The sequence below is a fragment of the Catenovulum sediminis genome, assembly GCF_007289895.1.
GTDB classification, from domain to species: Bacteria; Pseudomonadota; Gammaproteobacteria; order Enterobacterales; family Alteromonadaceae; genus Catenovulum; species Catenovulum sediminis.
Window position 1 is genome coordinate 373157 of sequence record NZ_CP041660.1, and the last position, 16957, is coordinate 390113.

Here is a 16957-nt window from a genome sequence, read left to right on the forward strand (position 1 = left end):
CCGTTTGCACCTGTTAAAGTGCGTGTTTGCTCGCCTAAAACTTTATTTTTTGCCGCTATTTGTTGGCGTACATCTTTAGCCTCAGCTGCTAACCGCTTTTCTGCGCGGGTAAGCTCATCGGCGTTTACACCTGCAACGTTAAGCGACTTAACAACTTTGTTTAGCTCTGTACGTTTATCTTTAACCGCTTGCTCTGTACGTTTAATCTCAGCTTTTAAGTTGGCTGTTTCATTTTTAAATTCGGCGGTTTCGCGCTCCGCGTCTGATGCATTTTTTATGTATGTATCTAGCGCTTTTTCAAGCTATTTAAGGTTTGTTTGAGATTGGTTTATTTCAGTGTTCAGCAGTTTAAATTCGTCAATAACTGCTTTGCCTTTACCTATTTCGTCAAGCTGGCTGTTTAATTGGTCTAACGATTTTTCGGTTTTGCCTGCTGTTGCTGATGTACTGGTAAGCGAACTTTTAACTTTATCAAATGCGTCACTCGCTAAGTTCTTAGCTTTAATTGCAATTTCTAACGCTAGATTTTTAGCCATAATTCACCTAACAGCACGTATTTAACGGAATAGATGAAGGGCAAAAGCCCTTCATTAGTTACATATTTCTTTTAAAAATTAAATGTGTTACTCAGACGGGGTAATGTCGGTATATTCAAATGGTGAGTCTTTACCGGACACCAATTTGCAATTACCCGACAAAGTTGTGCTGACAAATTCACTGGCCATAAAATCAACCGCGTCGGTTGGTGCCACTGTCGCTTCAAAAATCTCTAAACGACCTGGTTTGCCCGTTGCTAGGTTTTTCATATCGCCCGTTATATTCATACGAATTTGCGATTTAATACCGCCTTTAACTTTTGTGCCGGTTACTGCGTTGTGTTGGTAGGTTAATTCAATGTCTGCACCCGCTTCTAGCGAGCCGCCTGCAGTTGCTCGAATTAAACCAAGCGCATAGTTAATTTCATAGTTATCCGCCATTATCGCACTTTCATCGCTTGCCAATTTCGCACTAATGCCAGCTGCGGCTAAGTTTTTATGTGCAAGCTGAGTCCAACGGCCATTTGGTAAAATAGTAACCGCTTCATCAGTAACATTACCGCTGCCTTCGTTCACGGTTGCGATATCACCTAATAATGCCATTGCTAAAACATCGGCTGGCTGATCGTCTATTGCAATTGTGACGGTGGCAGGTTGAGCGATAGAGACAGAGTCTAACGCTTGACCATAAGTCGCTTTTTTCTTTGATGTGCGGGTGATTTGTTCACTAGGCGTATTAATCGCTAACTGCGTTACGTTAATAGGCCCGATTTTACCTTGGCTTACACCCGTGTCGCTTAAACGATCAATAAAGATGTCGCCTGATAATAATAAACCGTTCATGGTTATCCTCTTAGTCTAAAATTGACGCTAAACGCCAGTGGGTAATATGCAAAACCTTTAGTGTAGCGCGGCCTTGCGGGTGAATTAACTCGATTAAGTGCGCCAATTTTTGGCACAAAACTGTCTTTTTGCAGTTGCTGTAGCGTTGCACGTATTAACTTTCCTGCCTCTGCATTGGTGTCGCGACCTTGACGAACAGCTATTACCACAAGCCAAATTTGCATGACCTGGGTTTGTATACCGCCATTTGAAACATCAGGTACACGGTCACCAAAATAAATAACATGGGCGCAAGGCGCTTTTTGGCTGCGCTCTTCTACTTCTGCCAAATCATTGGTTGAACACACATCTTTAAAGCCTTCAACCTTTTCAAGCACGCTAATTAAGTGCGACTCTGCCGCTAAGTAGTTGTCGCCAATATCCAACATTAGATAAATCCTTTGCTTTTTTGGCGGCTGAATGTGTGGCCGTCTGACATAATCACTGCAACTGTACCAACATTTTCGCTGGGTTGGTTGTTCGACAAGCCTAAACTCAGCTCGCCTTTACCAACACTGCGCAAAAACTGGATGGTTGCTTGATAGCGTTTTTCGACTTGCTCGGGCGCGCGGTCGTCACTTAATAAGTAGCGCGCTATATCGCAACAGTTACGTTTTAAAACCTCTGGCGTTTGCGCAAGTGGCAATGTATAGCGACCCGCGATATAGCCGTTAATTTCGGCTGTTGCGTCTTGCAGGGCTTGGTTTACAACCTCATCAAACTCAACACTGCTGTCGTCGCGCTGTGCGAGTAAAATAAGCTCGTCTTCACCGAAACGCGCTACCATATCCACTAGAGTCGCATACATATTGGGTTACTCCGCGGCAGTTGCTTTCGATTTACGAGTTACACGGCTTGATGATGTGTCACCGTCCACGTTCCCCGACGAATCTGCACTTGAATCTGGTTTATCTTCAATTTCAGATACGCTGAGTTTCGGATCAGCTTTGAGTTGCTGCATTTGCGTTTGGGTAAACTTATCTGCCGCAATCTGGTTAACACCATTGTTGAGTTTGACGCCGCCTCGGCGATAGCCAGTAGGTGCACTGCAAAGTATTTGTAAGCGTTTCGCCATTTCATGTTTTTCCTATGTTCAGATTTAGTTTAAAAAATGGGCTGCCTTGCCCAAGGTTCATCCTTGCGCCTGCTCCAAGGGTTGTTATTCAAGCCAAGGCACAACTAACACTTCAACGGCTTTGTAGTTGGTATTGCTTTCACCTTGCGCTTTGTTTTCGGCTTCAATAACCTTTTTGGCTTTTGCACGGTTTTTAGGGCCAACCACAAGCAGGTTAGGCATGACACCTAGCTTGCGTCCTTGGTCTGACTTGTAGCCCATCATGGTTTCCATTGCGCTGTTAAAATTGTCTTCGTCTAGCGTGGCTTTCGAACCAAAGGCTAATTGCCAAAATCCAAAGCCCGCGTTTACCCGCGCATCTACGCCGTACAAGTATTCATCTGTCATAAATACGTGGTCTGAATTGCCCGCATCGGTTTTAGCTTGTAAGCGATAGTCGCGGCGTTTTTGAAAAATTAACGGTTTTAATGGGCGGCGCGTGTCTAACAAAAACCATGCGGGGTTTGAACCTGCTTGCATATTTGAAACTGATTCTTCTTGGCCTTCTTTACCGACCGGGTGGTCGGTATCAAAAAAGTTTTGGCCGTCGTAACATGTTTGGGTAAAGCCGTTTGCTAATAATGCAAAAACAAGTTGATCAGGATGTGTTTGTGCGGCATAACCCATGTCTTCAAACTTTTTCATTAAAGCTGGGTAGCGGTTATCTTCTATGTAATCGGCTGGTATGCCTTCTGTGCCTTCGTATTTTTCGTTTTTAATGGCATAGCTGTGCGCTTTTGCTTTGTTTATTTGACGGTCACCAATCCACTTTTTAAGCGCTGAAAACTCACCTAGCCATTCGTAATTTTCTTGGCTGGTTGAGCTAGGCATTTCGGTTGCAATGCTCGACCATTGTGGTGAGTGCATGGCTAAACCGCGCGCAAAAGCGGCGTTTACTGCGGTATAAAGTGACGATAAGGTTTGTTTAGTAATGTCCATTGCTGGCTCCTAATTTGTAAATTTGGTTACAGTTTTAGTTAAGCGGTTAAACGCCCAACTCAACCCACACGCCGTCAGTGTCGACTTGTGTTATTTTGCCCGCTGGGGCGCGTGTATTGGTGCTAGATGAAATGGACACCTCACCATCATCCACAAAGTAGGCTGTTTGCCCTACGTTTGCGGCGGTAATATCAGACGTTTGAAACTTGTGTTCGCCGGTGTCTACTTCCACCATAATTGCGCTATCAGCGCCATTGGCATTGTCTGCGAGCATGGTTGCAACACCTGCCGATAAGGCTGAGTTGTTATCTGTTACCGCAATAGCTAAACCTGCGGCCAATAACACAGGGCGATTACCTGTTAACACTGCGCCTGCTTTTACTGGGTAGGCGCGTTTACCGCTTTGTCTTCTTGCTGGCATAGTCTTTACCTTTACTTTTTGAATTAAAATGCAATAAAGCTTTGGCTTACGCCTGGGCTTTACGCGCAGCCATAAATTCGTCTTCAGTTAATCCAGTCGCTTTAAGCACGGCTAGGTCTTCTGCGGTTAAATTGCCCTTGGCGTTGTCATCTTGAGGCGGTTTGGTTTCTGTGGTTTGTTTGCCTTTTAATGCAGCAATCGCTGGTCGTGCATCAAGCACGCCCTTTAAAACTGCAACGCCATTTTCTTTGCCAAGTTTTGTTAAGTATTCAACTTCGGCTGCAACAACTTTGCCGTCGGCCTGAGCATCTTCAATTAAGCTTTCAATTGATTGGGTGTTTGAGTCTTGGCGCAATACGGCCAGTTCACCGACAACCGCGTTATAAGTTGAAATAGGTACGTACTGAGCTAAATCGACATTGCCCGGATTCGCTTTTAACGCAGCAACCTGGTCGGTTAACTCATCTGCTTGCAGCGCTTTGGCTTGTAAACCGGCTAACGCAGTTAACGCTGCAATGCCTTGTTCGTCGGTCATTTCATCGCCAACTTCAATACCAAGTTTGGCCAGTAAGTTTTTTAAGTGCTTATTCATTTCGGGTGCTCCCGTGTTGGGTTGGTGTTGGGTAAATTTTTCAGCGGCTAAAGCAGCAATAGCGTCCATGCCGTCTAGTCCTGGGTAATTAGTAAGTGCCGCCATTCTTATTTCAGTTGGCTCACCTGTGGTTTTGTCATATGGAAAAACAGCAGAGATATAGCGATACTCGCCATTTTTCAAAAACGCCTGGGCGCGTTCTGTCCACTTTGGTTTTATATACAAACCTTTGCCGGGGCGATATTCCATATCTTTAAAAAAACCGCTGGCTGGCGCTGGATTGCCGTTTTTATCGGCTTGTAGGGTTTGGTGTTCGTAATCAATTACTAAGTCGTTTGCACGTAATTGCGCTTGGCTAATAAGCTGCTGTGCGCGCTCTGGGGTGAGTTTCCATTTTTTATTGGGTACGTCATGTGGGCGGCCATCAATTGCACTAAACTCGCCATCGGGTAACAACTGCACCCAGCCGTCGTTATCAACTGTATTTAACTCACTGGTTAATACAGCCATGCCCGGCAGTTGAGTTGCGGTTAATATGGCAAGCGGGTTTTCAAACATGATTCAGCTCCTAAACCGTGATCTTGATTAAACAAATCAATTCGATTGAGCTGTAGGTTAATGCGCTGAAGCTGATTAGGTCATATAACCTGAGTTAAAGGTTTTTAATGGTTATTGGTTGATTTTTGGCGTGTGGGGTAAAAAAGCGCTGCGGAAATGTTGCTGTTTGAATTTCTGTCGATTTCTGAGCTATTGTTTCATCTTAAAACGCTCAATGACAAGCAAAAAATAAATGGAGCGCTTAAAATGCGATTCAGGGCGTTTTATTCATCTAGTAAAAAATCACCTAAAATGTCTAGTATTTCGGTTTCGTCATTCCATTGGCCGGTGCTTAAACCCAACCATTCGCGTTGCGGTATGCCGTCTGCTTCACGGCCAAATTGATGAGTGGCACCGTATTCCATGTTAGTACCAAAATTTAAACTGGTTGCACTGATTTCGTAACTTAACTTATCACGTAGCGTACCTGAGTCTTGCAATATTCTATTTTCAGGTGTCTTTGCTTTTAAAGTTTCGGGTGATAGTGGTTCCCACAAATCGCCATCGGGCGTAATTTCAAGCTCAAAGCGGGCTTGGTGTGACTCAATTAGATATTCACCAATTTGATTAAACGCGGGCTCTAAATTCATGGAACGATCAAGCATATCTTGTAGCACATCCACAATTTTATTGTCGCCATTTAAATCAATGGATACGTTAGCGCCCGCCATTAAATATACCCTTTTCGAAATGCTTCTTTATAAACTTCTTCCGAAGCAGCTGCGGCAAATGCTTCAAACAACTCACTGATTTTTTTTGCCTCATTACCGTTGGCTTGTTCTTCCAACTCTAATAATTTGCGAGCGGTATCTACGGTTATATCAACATCAAATAAGGCTGTTGCTTGCTCTAACAATGTCATCGTTTTTTCTCCGTTGAAGTAATGGCGGTTTGTATACTGCGCTCAATAAACTCATATAATTCAGGTTGCCAATTTTTAAGTTTAGCAGGTGCCAACATGTAAGCCGTAAAACTTTCGGCAAAGCTTTCAAACTTATTCACTGCGCCGTATTTGGTTACGAACGATAAGGTGTTAGCAAACTCTGGTGCGCCCGCGTAATAATGCACTTGATGGCCCAGCTCATGCAGCCAGGTAACAAATACTGCTGAATTGTCACTGTCTACCCGTTCCACTGCATCGCTAATTGTCCAATCTAGCTTATAGGTTTTTCCGGGACGGTTCCTAACTGTAAACTCAGCTGGCCCGGTATTAGTTTGGGAACGTTCCAGCACTTGCTCACTTTCTTTTAAAATACCGGGCATGTTTGCTTTTTTGAGGCTGTTCTTAGCTGAAACTTTAACAACAACATGCTCAAAACCAACGCTGGTAAACCCGCCCACGTATTTGGGCTGTCGGGTTGTGAACTGCATTCTGGCATAAAAATCATCTACGCCTAAATAAGCCGCAATATCTGGCGCAATTTTTTGTGATGCTTTGCCACGGCCCATTTCTGTTTGTTTAACAAACACGGTTTTGGTTTGTTTCTGTTTTAAAAAATCAGCCAGTTCTTTTTGCTGTTTATCCGGCAACTGCTTAACCAGATTATCGATACCGGCTGCATCAACACCACGAACCGTACTAAACGCAGATGGCACAATGCGTTTTGGTAAACGTTCGGCCAATGGTGGTTTTTTCTTAACTTCTTTTTTAACTTGTTTTAAGTGGCTGGTTTGTCCCGGCGAATAATCAAAGCCCGGATCAATGCCTTTGGGTACCTGATGAACTTCACCTGTTTTTTTATCTACCCATTCATAGCGCTCTATTTTGGGTGATTCTGATAGCGTTAAACCTTTGCGTTTTAAGCTGCGTTTGCTTTCACCAAACACTTTGCATTTGCAGCCCCAACCATTTTGTGGGAACCACACCTGCCACCATGGATCAGTTTTAGGTAGTATGCGCTGATCATGAAACAAGTGATCTTGTCTGGGATGCAAACTATCGCCATGCGCATACCGCCAGAACTCAAAGTTTTGCAGTTGCTCATATCGGCCTGCATTATATGCCTGGCGCATATTGGTTTGGTAAATCACATCAGAACGCCAACCGGGTGAGCCGTTGTATTCCCAACCATGCTTTTTAGCAATATTTTTAAACTCAGATTTAAACCAGGATAAACTTTTACCGTTGGCAATAGCATCATCAACCGCTAATCTAAAATCGGCAATTAAATCGGTTTTAGTGGCTCCCGCAACTGTAAAAGCCACATTATGCTGAGCTTTCCATACATCGGCCCAACGCTCACTTGGCAGGTTTAATTTATTGCGATAAAACGCAATGGCAGGTTTAAAGGGTAAGCTGCCATACTGAGCGCTAGGCATTATTCACCTTCCTGAACATCAAAACGGCCAGCTAATTCAGCTGTGGCAAATGCATGTTGCATCACGCTAATCATTTCTGAATCGCTTAACTCATCTTCCAGCGTTAAGAGCTCATCCATTAAACCTTGCAAACTGGTAGCATCTTCAACCATTTGCTCAATACGGCCCAGCCATTGATTTAATGCAGGAGCCGCTTTTTGTTTAAGTTGTTCAGTTAATAAGTCAGCGCTGTCTGGTTCAGCTTCAGGTTGCTGCTTTAGCACTGCTATATTGCGCAGTGCAGCATTTTCAGCATTTTTATTAACGGGCTGAATGTTAGAAAAACTCAATACAGCCTCATCCTTATTAGCGACTGGTATTTTAGTTTTTTCGTGTAGCCATTGGGTTGGTATGCGCATACCCATTTCCACAAATTTGCTAAGTGGGTCGGCTAATTGCGCTATGTCTTCCGGTTCGGTTGTGTCAAATTCAAAGCGTGGGCAACGGCGTGGGTTTTGGTATGTTTTGCCATTTAGCGCGTAAAGTGGGTAAACAATATCGCGCGTTAAGGTGTTTTGCAGTTGTTTTAAATCGGCATCGCGTATTTCGGTGCGCACTTCGTTGTGTACATTGCCCAGTGCGTTGGTGCTGGTTTTACCGTCGGCTTGGCTGGTGAGTGTGCCGCCCAGTATGGCTTTACTTTGTGATTTTTCGCACCAGTTGATCATGGCCATAAAGGGATCGCTAGCGCCGTCGGCTGCTTTTTCAAATTCAAGCTCCATGCCTTTGGGTATAATGCCACCCGCGTTATGGCCTATGCTCATAACCGCACGCAGCAAGGTCATTTTTTCTTTTTCGGTGGCTCCGGCTGGGTATTTACCTAAGCGCAGCGGTAAGCCATATATCTCTAAAAACTCGGCTAAATCGCGCACTGAGTAGTTTTTAAATAAGAATGGCCAAACTAATACCCGAATTAAACCGTGGCGCGATAAATAGCCAGATTTAGATTTGTGTTGATGGGCCAACCAGCCAAATGGCCGCAGGGCTTCGCCTTGGTGCGAACCGTCGCGCAAGGTTATTTGGTTGCGGTTATCTGGGTTTACTTGAAACCAAGATGGGTCGCGATATTCGCAGGCTTCTATAACGTGGGTGTTGTCGTAAAAGTCCCATATTAGCTCTTGGTTGCTAAAGCCTTTTAATATGCCGTCGCCTGCATCAAATATGGCTTCGTCTAACCATGTGGCGTTGCGCAAAAGCTCTTCTATCATTTCTGCGTCACGCTGTTCGGCTGCGCTGGCGTTTGGTGGCGGCACTATATTCCAAGGTACTGACTGCATGGCGAGACGGCGTTTACCTAGCTCTGATTGTACGTGGGCGTCTTTTTCTTCTATGTCTTCGGCGAGTTCGCACTGGGCAATTAATTGGCCGCGTTCGGCCTCGCGCAAAATATGCGCTGCTTTGCTTGGGGTTAAACCGCCACTTGGATGCTCGCCATAATGGTTGTGCAACTGGGCAAGTTTAGCGCTGGATTCGGTTTGTGGTTCGTCTAGTTCAACATTAATGGGGTTGCCCCATTTATCTAGTATTTTGCTTGTTTTCATTTTTTGCCTCGGGGAGTTTAAGCCGCTTACTGTTACCAGCAGCCACCTGTACCTGTGTTGGGTAGGTCATCTAAATCGTCATCGGCTTGGCCGTATAAACCGCCTTTGCCGGGTAAACTTGTGTATTCTATGGCACTGCCGTCCATTTCTGCGGCGCGTACTAACATGGCTATAGATATCGCAGCGTCGCCGTGGCGTTTATTGCCATCGCTGCCTTCGTTTTTACCTTTATCTACTTGCGCTATACCGTTTTTAAGTTTGATTTGGCCTAGGTCGTCTAATACGTCTTGGTCTTTTGGTAGAGCAATATTGGCCATGTCAAAGTAGTCTTTAACTTTTGGCATCCATTCGCGGTACCAGTTTTGTGAAAGGTGAACACAATCCACCATTTCACTACCGAATTTAAGCATGGCGGCTTCTGCTAAGTAGCCTCCGTTACCCGTGGCATCAAAGGCTAAACCGCGCAGGCGTGGCAAGCGCTCGGTTATATAAAACATAATCTGGCGCTGCTGATCGTAAGTTACGTTACGCAGCTCAACCATAATCGGTACTTCAAGCTTGGTATCTTGTTTAATTTCACCAATACTGAATACAGATAAATCGCCTTTGCGGGCAAAGTCTTCACCAAAGGCGTGGCTTAAGTCTGGCCTGAGTTTTTCAAGTAATGGCAGCAGCTGATCTTCACACCATTTTTGTACATCGGTTACGCGCTGCTCTTCTGTCCATATTTCAAAGTCTTTTGGTGCTGTATAGCGCACAACTTTGCAATGTTCGGATAACGCACGCTCACGCACTCGGCGGCTTAGGTACTGGCCTGCACCTTGGCTAGGCACACAAAACAGCTCTTCGTTGGCGGCTTCTTCGGTTGGGTAAAAGTTAACTTGCTCTTTTAGCCAGTTGTCTTCTTTTTGTTGCGACCATTCTTGACCGCTAATTAAACATATACGCTTGTACAGCCCGTGTTTGAGGGCTTTATCAATGGGTATGTGATGTACTGAATAGTTTTTCTCACCGCGGCGGGCTTGAGTGATAAGTGTATTAAACAGGTTATCAACGCCGTTATGGGTTGAGATAATACGCAGCTTGCCGCCCCACATGGTCAGCGCCATTGCCGCTTTTAATACTTCGTCTAATCTGTCGTGGAATGCTGCCTCGTCAATAACCACGTTACCTTGACGGCCACGCAAGTTACGAGGGTTTGAGCTAAGCGCGAGTATTTTTTTACCCGAGTGGGGAAACTTAATTTCAAACGATTTAATGCTTTTTTTATTGCCGTCTTCATCTTCGTCTTCAAAGATGCTTTCTTCAATTTCGGTCATGACCATGTTGAGTTTACGCGCCCAAAAGGCACAAGCATCTATAAACTCTTTGGCCATTTCTTTATCTGAGCCAAGGTAATAGGTATTTTGCGCGTTTACTGGCTGTGAGGCACACATTACATCATCAGCAGCTTCAGCAAAGGTTAAACCGGTACGGCGTGATTTATCCGCTATTTTGATAACGGATTGGTCTTGCATCCATTCTTTTTGATAACCAAATAAAATATCTGATTGCAGCGCAATTGCTAATGAACCCGCAATTTTAGAAAGTGGGGCTTGCTCAGTCATGTTTCAAACCCAAAATGTCATGTTTAAAGAACGCCAGCATTTCTTCACGTGACTGGGGTACAAACTCGTTGCTGGTTTTTTCGTCCAGTTGTTGAGCCAGTTTTTCGGCATAGGCTTTTTCAATTTCAGCTTGGCGTTTATGTGCGGCCATTGCGGTGTTTTCTAAACGCTGGGCAGCTAACATGGCATCTTTGATCATGCCTATGTCAACATCGTCATCTTCGTCTGGGTTCATCAATTGTTTTTGCATGGCTTTAAACAACTGTGAACGGCCCATCTCTAAAATGAGTTTAGTTGTATCACCGGTTGGCTTTTCGCCCAGTTCTGCGGTTAACGCTTTGGTTGACTCACGCAGTTCACGCAGCTTTTGGCCAATGGCCTCGGTTTTTTGTGCGTGACGACTCAGGCCGCTTTTACTAATGGTTGCGCCGTCATCTAAGCCGGATTCAATAATAAGCCGGTTAACTTCGTCTAGTATTTCGCCCTGGCTAAACCTTTTATCGCGTAGCATTTCGTCTAAACGCTTTTTGATATCTTCTGGCAGTAGATCAACTTTGCTGGGTTTGCCGCGGCGGACTGATTCGCTCATAGCTGACTCCGTGGTCCAGGACGTTTAATGCCTGGTGCAACAATATTGCCTTCTACCACATCAAAACCGTTTTGTGTGATGGTAGCCAGCCAAGTATTCGCGCTTAATTTTTCTAGTGTGACGTAGCCATTGCGCTCTAACCAAGCCAATTCTGTGTGTACTTCGTCGCGGCTGCATTTTAGATGGTAGAGTTTTAAAACATCACAAATCATGCTGCTGTTAAGCGAATACCCAGCATCTTCAGTTAGTGCAATTAAGATGCTCAGTCGGGTGTGCTCTGATTTAATTTGCTTAATCGCCATTTCGCGATCCTCTCAGTTCGTTTTCCATTAATAAGTCAGTGAGTTTTTTAACGTCGTTAAGCTGCGGTGTTAACGAATCTATTTTGCCGCCGACCTCTATTAAGCGTTTGTCTAGCTCGTGTAAATCGTCTGAGCTTGGCAAGTCTTCAATTGTTTTTTCAATATCGGATAAGCGTTGCTTGTGCTGCTCAAACTCTTTTTTGCTTACAAATGTACTACGCAACCAAGCCAACGCGCCTGCAGCAACTATGGCGCAGGCTATGGCAATAAAGGCTTTCCACCACTCCAGTATAAAATCCATGTTATTTCCCCAGTTGCTGCCGTTGCCGCCGTTCGATTATTTGCTGGCAATCGATGCAGTGTTTACAGCTATGAATTGCGTCACGTCGCTGTTGTGGAATTTCTAGGCCGCACTTTCTGCAAAATATCTCGTCTACGTCGGCACCGGTAAATTTAGCTTTGTTGGCTTGTAGAGCTTGGTTTAATCGCATATCAATAAGCGCTTGCGCTCTGTCGGCATTATCCATTTGACGTGTCCTTGTTTTCTTGGGGTGGTAAATCACCATTTTTGATTAACTGGTTTTCTATGCCATCCACCCACTGGTCATCCACTTTGGTGGTGGAAAGTGAAGCCGCTTTGCGCAGTAGCTTGATAGCCAGTGGCAAAAGCACATCAACGGTAATGGCGGCCATGAGCAGTTTTTCTAATACCGCAATTAGCACAGCGCGAAACACTTTAACCATGAGCGGCCTCCTGTTCTTCACAAATGGCAATGGAATACTGAAGCTGCAAATAGGTGCGACGTAACCAACCACGTAAATAGCCCGACTGGCTGCAATCGCTCGCAGCAGTCAGGCTATAATCCGCCCCCGACGGCTTAAAAAATCGGCTAGTAATGTACTGGGTTTGCGACCTTTTGCATGGCTAATGGTTTGCGGGCCTATGACACCGTCGGCCGCGGCACCGCAGCTTATTTGCAAAAACTTGATGGATTCGTCTACACCTGCATTAACGTATGCACCAAACACAGCTGGCTGTATGTAGTGGGGTAATAGGTTTATACGAGGTGTGAGGTAGTATTTTTTGTAATAATGCGCCACGGCGCTTTCGAGCGTAAGCTGGGTAACATCAATTTCGTTATTGTATTTTTGGCTGAGGCCAAAGCGGGTTAAACCGCCTTTGTCGTTATGGTGGTTAGTTTGGCCGCCATTGCTTTTTAATGCGCCTTCAACCACTAACACAAACAGCATTGCATCGACAAAGGCGCTGGGGTACTGCATTAAAAATGCAAATTTTGAAATATCAAAACTGGGATGTTCAGCCTGTAAAATTAGGTGTTTTTTTGGGGAGTCATAATAGCCACGGATTTGGTTTAAAAACGTGGCTATAGAATGGATTATTGCGTGGTTTTTGGGCATGTAACTTGGGTTAAAGGATTTTTGTTACTTAAGTTTTTTAGTTAACCGCAATCTATTTAGATACATCATATAAATTACTAATAGCTTTCTGATTTTCCAGTAACTGTTCATTCCAGTATTTCTTGTCTTTAGTTTGAATAGCCGATTCAAGGCAGGATTCAATATGCTTGGCTTGCTTCTGAAGTCTCTTTAACGTGACATACGCTCCAGGCGGTAGGCACATCGTTTGAGCATAAAAAATCTGCCAAAGAAAAACTAAAAGACCTGAAAAAATAGGGCTCAGAATTATTAGGGCAGACTTTACATCTCCAACTAGAAACAACTCAAACAGTGAGATAAAAACGGTCGACAAGCCTGAAGTAGTGAAAATTGAAGAGGCGTTATTGGCTTTTTTATTTTCGCTCATTGCAATCCTTTTTCAACTTTACAAGTACATCTACAATTTCACTGTCTTTTTTGCCCTTAAATTTAATCGTCCTTGATTGGCCGTTTTCTTTCACTGTAATTTCTGCTTCAGGATGACACAACCACAACGTTGCAAAACGTGACAACAATCTAAAAAATTGGAAAATCATTGGCGACATGCACATGAGGCCAATGTATAAACCTATTTCAAAGATAATGTGGTGTAGTTCAGTATTCATATAAATTTACAAAATTTTCCTTTCTTTATTAACTCGATGTCTCACGACTCTTTCAATCGAAAGTTTCTCACTTGGTGCTTTACCACTTTCAATTTTAGTAGACTTCCTGAGGATCACCTTAAACAAGTCACCTTTTACAAAATTTTCTTTTCTCTCGCTAATTCGAGCAAGAAAGCCTTCGTCATTCATCCGAACACCAAGGTTCTCGTTCAAATAATCAACTCTCCAGCCATTTTTAGACTCAAAATTTACTTGTGTAAATCTCAATTCAACCTCTTTATCTTCGAAAGTTTCTTCAACAATTGTCTGTTTAGATGTTTTCTTAAAATGCGTCAATCTTTCTGATTCAAATTCTTGCAAAACGTTTTGGTTTTCGTCTACAAATTTAATTTTGCTGCCAGGTTCCGACGTTAAAGGGTTAACAAAAGCAGGTTCTATTTTACTCCTAAAAACCGAGTTGGTGACAAGTTTTTTAACTTCTGAAGTACATTCAACAAAACTACCATCATCCAACTCAATAGTAGAATTGCCTTGATCATTGTCAATTGTAGCTACTACCTTTCGACTTTTCAGTGCTTCAATAATTCCTAATACCGTTCCAGCACTTGCGGCTCCAGCCCCTGCGGTTATACCTATAATTTTTAAAATATCTTTGGCTGTTTGCAAAATTTGAACCACTTCAAATTCGACGCCGAATGAGCCCTCATGACTTGCAACAACTTTAATTTTAACTTCAGAATCTTCCCCATTTATGAACTTGTCGGCAAATTCAATTGATTCACTAATTGATATTAGGCTCTTTCCTAAAACCGAAGCATCAATTGTATGGTCGTCAGTCGACACTGTGTCATAAAATAAGCTAAACACGTTTTTGTTATTCATTCCATCTACCCTTTAATCGTTAATACTATTAACATTGTGACAGGCCATTTCTTTCAAAATTGATTCAACATCCTGAATAGTTTTCATGGAACGATTGGTAGCCATTGCATATTCCTTTACTAAAGACACAATTTCCTGTCCATTAATTGTAACGGAATCAAGGATTCCATCTTGTTTTTCGCTACCAGCAGTAACTTTCCAAAATTCGATTTTATAAGAATTCTTATCAATCGCTTTCGCCAAATCATCGCTAAATCGCGATAAAATATACTCAGGAACCTGATAACCCGATTCAACATAATATTGAATGGCTTCTCGGCGTGCGCCAATAGGAAACGTTTTAATTTGATTTTTAAAAGTTGAGTAAAATATCACAGCGTTGGTAATAACCGTATCGCAAACTTCACTGCTTAGCCTATCTAAACCACAGCCAACTACATCACCAATTTCATCACCGTAAATTTCGGTCAATAAATTTCTATACTTTGTCATGTCCTTCTCCATCACTAGTTAATTCCAAAAACCATTATTGTTTAAACCTAAATAATCTTCATAAAATCAGCTAAAAATCACTCTGTGCTACTTTCCAAAGTGGCAAGTTGACTATTAAGCTGCTTAATTTTCTCACGCTCCATTTCAACCCTGACATTATATTGAGAGGTTATGGCTTGCATCTCTGCACTCAACGAAGTTTCCCATTCAGCACCTGCTAAATTATTGGAAGCATATGACTTTTTCTTTCTAATAGCGGATAACTTAGCGTCCATTTCATCCATCAAAAAGTTAATTTCGCGTTCACGTTTTCTGATTTTTCTTTTAACGCTTTCTATCTTAAGCCTATGAGAAATTTCCTTACTCTCTCTAACATAATCGGGTTCTGTGTTGCCTTCTTCATGTTCAACTTGGGAATTAGACGTGGGTACTTTAATATTCAGCAATTCTGTATTCTGGTTTTCTTTGCATGGTGTTCCAGAAAAAATAATTTTACCATTCTGCTCTGTACACTTATAAACAGCTGAATGTGCAGCGCTACATAATATCGAACTAGCCAAAATTATAACCAATTTATTCATATCCTTTCTCCGTGTTTTGAATTTTCCAATTACTTCAAAGACAAAAAATTGCTTAAAACTACAATCAGTTACAAACTATCGCGCTTGTTTCTTTTTAGCCACCCACGCATAAACCTGCTGTAGCTCATCATCGTTCAATTCTTTTAACGATGCTGCTCCAAAGTTTATGGCTAGGTAGTCGTCTTTTTCTTCCTGCAACCCTAACTTTTTAACATTTGTGTGAATGTAAGCATAGCGACGCTTACGCCATTCGTTTTGGCTTTGTTCTTTGCCATTTTGACTTTGCTTACCGACTTCATTTAATAAGTAATGAATTGCTTGTTCGTACTGTTCTGCTGGTAAAAGCTGGTAACGGGTAACTCTAAACTTACGTTTAAACGCACTCCAGACTCCTGCATAACCAAGCTTCGCTGCATCAGCTTTGCTATATCTTTCTAGCGATACGATTTTTTCAACCAGTTGTTTTATCTCGTATGCTTGCTGATCAGAAATATGTTGCTCGCCCGGTACCAGTTTTTGTACAACCGGAGCTGGTTTGTGTTCTATATTTATATTGCCCATTGCGACTACATTGTGGTTACCATTGATACTGGTTGGCGTGGTCGTTTGTGGGCTTGAACATTCATTCCCGACTATTAGCCTTAACTTATCTTTTAATTGTTCTTTTCTATCCATACCCCTTTCCCTGAACAGAGTGTTACGAAACCAATCTTAAATGCCTTTGAATTTTTTCTGCTGTGATACTTTCGGTGTCTTCGGTGTACTCTTCGTAAAGTACGGCTATTATTTTTGCTTTTTGGGTAGCCGTGTAGTGCTTACCTGTCTCTTGTATTACGTCTTCAAGAATTTCAATGCAATCGGCCAGTGCAGATTCATCAACTTGCGATCTATGCCCAGTAACAACAAAGCCAATATCAAAACCAATGCTGGCAAGTGCATTCAACTTATCAGAAGGAATAGGTTGTCCAGCCTCCCAGCGGGTGTACGTAGAGCGGCCTACTTCAATTTGTTGTTGAACATCAGACGCAGTTAGGCCAAGCCGTTTTCGTTCTGATTGCAAAAAACTGCCCATATATGGTCACTTTTATGTTGACATGCCCACATTTGGGCACTATATTTAAAACATCTTAAACACGCCTTGTTGCAACAATCGCCAAACCCTTGCAACAAAGCACAAACAAGAGGGTAATATACAATGACACCACAAGAAATTAAAGACGAATTAAACGCTCGGGGCTACACACTTGCAATGCTTGCCCGTGCTATTAACAAGTCTCCCAACACTGTTAGTGGCGTAATTAATCGCCATATCACCTCAAATTTCATTGCTGAGAAGTTAGCAAAAGCCATTGGTAAACCTGTTTGTGAGGTTTTTCCCGAAGTACAAACATACGCAAAGCTTCGCCAGCAACAAGAAAAACAAGCTGAGTTAGAGCAGCTGCTTGCCAGTTAACAAGGACG

General features: G+C 43.0%; 26 protein-coding genes. 1 reads left to right on the top strand and 25 read right to left on the bottom strand.

Going from position 1 to position 16957, the window contains the following annotated elements; all coding sequences use genetic code 11:
- Positions 1-302: 302 nt before the first annotated feature.
- From FNT16_RS01465 to FNT16_RS01585, 25 genes are all read right to left on the bottom strand, one after another.
- Complete coding sequence (locus tag FNT16_RS01465; protein ID WP_143869880.1) at positions 303-536, bottom strand: hypothetical protein; 234 nt, start codon at positions 534-536, stop codon at positions 303-305.
- Between the two features lie 87 nt (positions 537-623).
- Positions 624-1379 carry a phage tail tube protein gene (locus tag FNT16_RS01470; protein ID WP_143869881.1) on the bottom strand — a complete coding sequence of 252 codons (756 nt, stop codon included), beginning with the start codon at positions 1377-1379 and terminating at the stop codon, positions 624-626.
- 2 nt (positions 1380-1381) lie between these two features.
- A complete protein-coding gene (locus tag FNT16_RS01475; RefSeq protein ID WP_143869882.1) occupies positions 1382-1807 on the bottom strand; it encodes a phage tail terminator protein in 426 nt (141 codons plus the stop codon).
- Entirely contained in the window at positions 1807-2226 is a 420-nt protein-coding gene (locus FNT16_RS01480; RefSeq protein ID WP_143869883.1) for a gp436 family protein, read from the bottom strand. Before FNT16_RS01480 ends, FNT16_RS01475 begins: the two co-directional genes overlap by 1 nt.
- A 6-nt stretch (positions 2227-2232) precedes the next feature.
- Entirely contained in the window at positions 2233-2493 is a 261-nt protein-coding gene (locus FNT16_RS01485; protein WP_143869884.1) for an HI1506-related protein, read from the bottom strand.
- An 84-nt stretch (positions 2494-2577) separates the two neighbouring features.
- Positions 2578-3471 (bottom strand): Mu-like prophage major head subunit gpT family protein, encoded by an 894-nt coding sequence (locus tag FNT16_RS01490; protein ID WP_143869885.1) that lies wholly within the window; start codon positions 3469-3471, stop codon positions 2578-2580.
- Between the two features lie 46 nt (positions 3472-3517).
- Complete coding sequence (locus FNT16_RS01495; protein ID WP_143869886.1) at positions 3518-3892, bottom strand: hypothetical protein; 375 nt, start codon at positions 3890-3892, stop codon at positions 3518-3520.
- A gap of 46 nt (positions 3893-3938) precedes the next feature.
- Complete coding sequence (locus FNT16_RS01500; protein ID WP_143869887.1) at positions 3939-5042, bottom strand: phage protease; 1104 nt, start codon at positions 5040-5042, stop codon at positions 3939-3941.
- A 263-nt stretch (positions 5043-5305) separates the two neighbouring features.
- The gene (locus FNT16_RS01505) at positions 5306-5752 is read right to left on the bottom strand and encodes a phage virion morphogenesis protein (protein WP_143869888.1); all 447 of its coding nucleotides are present in this window, start codon (positions 5750-5752) and stop codon (positions 5306-5308) included.
- On the bottom strand, positions 5752-5943 hold the full coding sequence (locus FNT16_RS01510; RefSeq protein WP_143869889.1) for a hypothetical protein: 192 nt from the start codon (positions 5941-5943) through the stop codon (positions 5752-5754). The genes FNT16_RS01505 and FNT16_RS01510 overlap by 1 nt, the downstream gene beginning before the upstream one ends.
- Entirely contained in the window at positions 5940-7400 is a 1461-nt protein-coding gene (locus FNT16_RS01515) for a phage minor head protein (protein WP_143869890.1), read from the bottom strand. Before FNT16_RS01515 ends, FNT16_RS01510 begins: the two co-directional genes overlap by 4 nt.
- The gene (locus tag FNT16_RS01520; protein WP_143869891.1) at positions 7400-8980 is read right to left on the bottom strand and encodes a DUF935 domain-containing protein; all 1581 of its coding nucleotides are present in this window, start codon (positions 8978-8980) and stop codon (positions 7400-7402) included. Before FNT16_RS01520 ends, FNT16_RS01515 begins: the two co-directional genes overlap by 1 nt.
- A 32-nt stretch (positions 8981-9012) precedes the next feature.
- Positions 9013-10587, bottom strand: a complete 1575-nt coding sequence (locus FNT16_RS01525; RefSeq protein WP_143869892.1) for a terminase large subunit domain-containing protein — start codon at positions 10585-10587, stop codon at positions 9013-9015.
- Positions 10580-11176: a DUF3486 family protein gene (locus FNT16_RS01530; RefSeq protein ID WP_143869893.1), complete on the bottom strand. Its 597-nt coding sequence runs from the start codon at positions 11174-11176 to the stop codon at positions 10580-10582. Before FNT16_RS01530 ends, FNT16_RS01525 begins: the two co-directional genes overlap by 8 nt.
- Entirely contained in the window at positions 11173-11478 is a 306-nt protein-coding gene (locus FNT16_RS01535; protein WP_143869894.1) for a VpaChn25_0724 family phage protein, read from the bottom strand. The genes FNT16_RS01530 and FNT16_RS01535 overlap by 4 nt, the downstream gene beginning before the upstream one ends.
- Positions 11468-11779: a DUF2730 family protein gene (locus tag FNT16_RS01540; RefSeq protein ID WP_143869895.1), complete on the bottom strand. Its 312-nt coding sequence runs from the start codon at positions 11777-11779 to the stop codon at positions 11468-11470. The genes FNT16_RS01535 and FNT16_RS01540 overlap by 11 nt, the downstream gene beginning before the upstream one ends.
- A gap of 1 nt (position 11780) precedes the next feature.
- Entirely contained in the window at positions 11781-12005 is a 225-nt protein-coding gene (locus FNT16_RS01545) for a TraR/DksA C4-type zinc finger protein (RefSeq protein WP_143869896.1), read from the bottom strand.
- Positions 11998-12222 carry a hypothetical protein gene (locus tag FNT16_RS01550; protein WP_143869897.1) on the bottom strand — a complete coding sequence of 75 codons (225 nt, stop codon included), beginning with the start codon at positions 12220-12222 and terminating at the stop codon, positions 11998-12000. The genes FNT16_RS01545 and FNT16_RS01550 overlap by 8 nt, the downstream gene beginning before the upstream one ends.
- 108 nt (positions 12223-12330) lie before the next feature.
- Positions 12331-12759: a glycosyl hydrolase 108 family protein gene (locus tag FNT16_RS01555; RefSeq protein WP_185976657.1), complete on the bottom strand. Its 429-nt coding sequence runs from the start codon at positions 12757-12759 to the stop codon at positions 12331-12333.
- 190 nt (positions 12760-12949) lie between these two features.
- Entirely contained in the window at positions 12950-13303 is a 354-nt protein-coding gene (locus FNT16_RS01560) for a hypothetical protein (RefSeq protein ID WP_143869899.1), read from the bottom strand.
- A 244-nt stretch (positions 13304-13547) separates the two neighbouring features.
- Positions 13548-14423, bottom strand: a complete 876-nt coding sequence (locus FNT16_RS01565; protein ID WP_143869900.1) for an LAPAL motif-containing putative phage structural protein — start codon at positions 14421-14423, stop codon at positions 13548-13550.
- Between the two features lie 12 nt (positions 14424-14435).
- Positions 14436-14915 (bottom strand): hypothetical protein, encoded by a 480-nt coding sequence (locus FNT16_RS01570; protein ID WP_143869901.1) that lies wholly within the window; start codon positions 14913-14915, stop codon positions 14436-14438.
- Positions 14916-14992: 77 nt separating this feature from the next.
- Complete coding sequence (locus FNT16_RS01575; protein WP_143869902.1) at positions 14993-15496, bottom strand: DUF4124 domain-containing protein; 504 nt, start codon at positions 15494-15496, stop codon at positions 14993-14995.
- A 75-nt stretch (positions 15497-15571) separates the two neighbouring features.
- Positions 15572-16171 (bottom strand): ORF6C domain-containing protein, encoded by a 600-nt coding sequence (locus FNT16_RS01580; RefSeq protein ID WP_143869903.1) that lies wholly within the window; start codon positions 16169-16171, stop codon positions 15572-15574.
- Between the two features lie 22 nt (positions 16172-16193).
- Positions 16194-16568, bottom strand: a complete 375-nt coding sequence (locus FNT16_RS01585) for a helix-turn-helix domain-containing protein (protein ID WP_143869904.1) — start codon at positions 16566-16568, stop codon at positions 16194-16196.
- 123 nt (positions 16569-16691) lie between these two features.
- Here FNT16_RS01585 and FNT16_RS01590 point away from each other — a divergent pair, with 123 nt between their 5' ends.
- Entirely contained in the window at positions 16692-16949 is a 258-nt protein-coding gene (locus tag FNT16_RS01590) for a helix-turn-helix domain-containing protein (RefSeq protein ID WP_143869905.1), read from the top strand.
- The last annotated feature ends 8 nt before the right edge of the window (positions 16950-16957 follow it).

What these genes read in the sequence shown, in the direction of transcription:
- FNT16_RS01465 (WP_143869880.1), bottom strand. Translation starts at nt 536, where the DNA reads ATGGCTAAAAATCTAGCGTTAGAAATTGCAATTAAAGCTAAGAACTTA.
- FNT16_RS01470 (WP_143869881.1), bottom strand. Translation starts at nt 1,379, where the DNA reads ATGAACGGTTTATTATTATCAGGCGACATCTTTATTGATCGTTTAAGC.
- FNT16_RS01475 (WP_143869882.1), bottom strand. Translation starts at nt 1,807, where the DNA reads ATGTTGGATATTGGCGACAACTACTTAGCGGCAGAGTCGCACTTAATT.
- FNT16_RS01480 (WP_143869883.1), bottom strand. Translation starts at nt 2,226, where the DNA reads ATGTATGCGACTCTAGTGGATATGGTAGCGCGTTTCGGTGAAGACGAG.
- FNT16_RS01485 (WP_143869884.1), bottom strand. Translation starts at nt 2,493, where the DNA reads ATGGCGAAACGCTTACAAATACTTTGCAGTGCACCTACTGGCTATCGC.
- FNT16_RS01490 (WP_143869885.1), bottom strand. Translation starts at nt 3,471, where the DNA reads ATGGACATTACTAAACAAACCTTATCGTCACTTTATACCGCAGTAAAC.
- FNT16_RS01495 (WP_143869886.1), bottom strand. Translation starts at nt 3,892, where the DNA reads ATGCCAGCAAGAAGACAAAGCGGTAAACGCGCCTACCCAGTAAAAGCA.
- FNT16_RS01500 (WP_143869887.1), bottom strand. Translation starts at nt 5,042, where the DNA reads ATGTTTGAAAACCCGCTTGCCATATTAACCGCAACTCAACTGCCGGGC.
- FNT16_RS01505 (WP_143869888.1), bottom strand. Translation starts at nt 5,752, where the DNA reads ATGGCGGGCGCTAACGTATCCATTGATTTAAATGGCGACAATAAAATT.
- FNT16_RS01510 (WP_143869889.1), bottom strand. Translation starts at nt 5,943, where the DNA reads ATGACATTGTTAGAGCAAGCAACAGCCTTATTTGATGTTGATATAACC.
- FNT16_RS01515 (WP_143869890.1), bottom strand. Translation starts at nt 7,400, where the DNA reads ATGCCTAGCGCTCAGTATGGCAGCTTACCCTTTAAACCTGCCATTGCG.
- FNT16_RS01520 (WP_143869891.1), bottom strand. Translation starts at nt 8,980, where the DNA reads ATGAAAACAAGCAAAATACTAGATAAATGGGGCAACCCCATTAATGTT.
- FNT16_RS01525 (WP_143869892.1), bottom strand. Translation starts at nt 10,587, where the DNA reads ATGACTGAGCAAGCCCCACTTTCTAAAATTGCGGGTTCATTAGCAATT.
- FNT16_RS01530 (WP_143869893.1), bottom strand. Translation starts at nt 11,176, where the DNA reads ATGAGCGAATCAGTCCGCCGCGGCAAACCCAGCAAAGTTGATCTACTG.
- FNT16_RS01535 (WP_143869894.1), bottom strand. Translation starts at nt 11,478, where the DNA reads ATGGCGATTAAGCAAATTAAATCAGAGCACACCCGACTGAGCATCTTA.
- FNT16_RS01540 (WP_143869895.1), bottom strand. Translation starts at nt 11,779, where the DNA reads ATGGATTTTATACTGGAGTGGTGGAAAGCCTTTATTGCCATAGCCTGC.
- FNT16_RS01545 (WP_143869896.1), bottom strand. Translation starts at nt 12,005, where the DNA reads ATGGATAATGCCGACAGAGCGCAAGCGCTTATTGATATGCGATTAAAC.
- FNT16_RS01550 (WP_143869897.1), bottom strand. Translation starts at nt 12,222, where the DNA reads ATGGTTAAAGTGTTTCGCGCTGTGCTAATTGCGGTATTAGAAAAACTG.
- FNT16_RS01555 (WP_185976657.1), bottom strand. Translation starts at nt 12,759, where the DNA reads ATGCAGTACCCCAGCGCCTTTGTCGATGCAATGCTGTTTGTGTTAGTG.
- FNT16_RS01560 (WP_143869899.1), bottom strand. Translation starts at nt 13,303, where the DNA reads ATGAGCGAAAATAAAAAAGCCAATAACGCCTCTTCAATTTTCACTACT.
- FNT16_RS01565 (WP_143869900.1), bottom strand. Translation starts at nt 14,423, where the DNA reads ATGAATAACAAAAACGTGTTTAGCTTATTTTATGACACAGTGTCGACT.
- FNT16_RS01570 (WP_143869901.1), bottom strand. Translation starts at nt 14,915, where the DNA reads ATGACAAAGTATAGAAATTTATTGACCGAAATTTACGGTGATGAAATT.
- FNT16_RS01575 (WP_143869902.1), bottom strand. Translation starts at nt 15,496, where the DNA reads ATGAATAAATTGGTTATAATTTTGGCTAGTTCGATATTATGTAGCGCT.
- FNT16_RS01580 (WP_143869903.1), bottom strand. Translation starts at nt 16,171, where the DNA reads ATGGATAGAAAAGAACAATTAAAAGATAAGTTAAGGCTAATAGTCGGG.
- FNT16_RS01585 (WP_143869904.1), bottom strand. Translation starts at nt 16,568, where the DNA reads ATGGGCAGTTTTTTGCAATCAGAACGAAAACGGCTTGGCCTAACTGCG.
- FNT16_RS01590 (WP_143869905.1), top strand. Translation starts at nt 16,692, where the DNA reads ATGACACCACAAGAAATTAAAGACGAATTAAACGCTCGGGGCTACACA.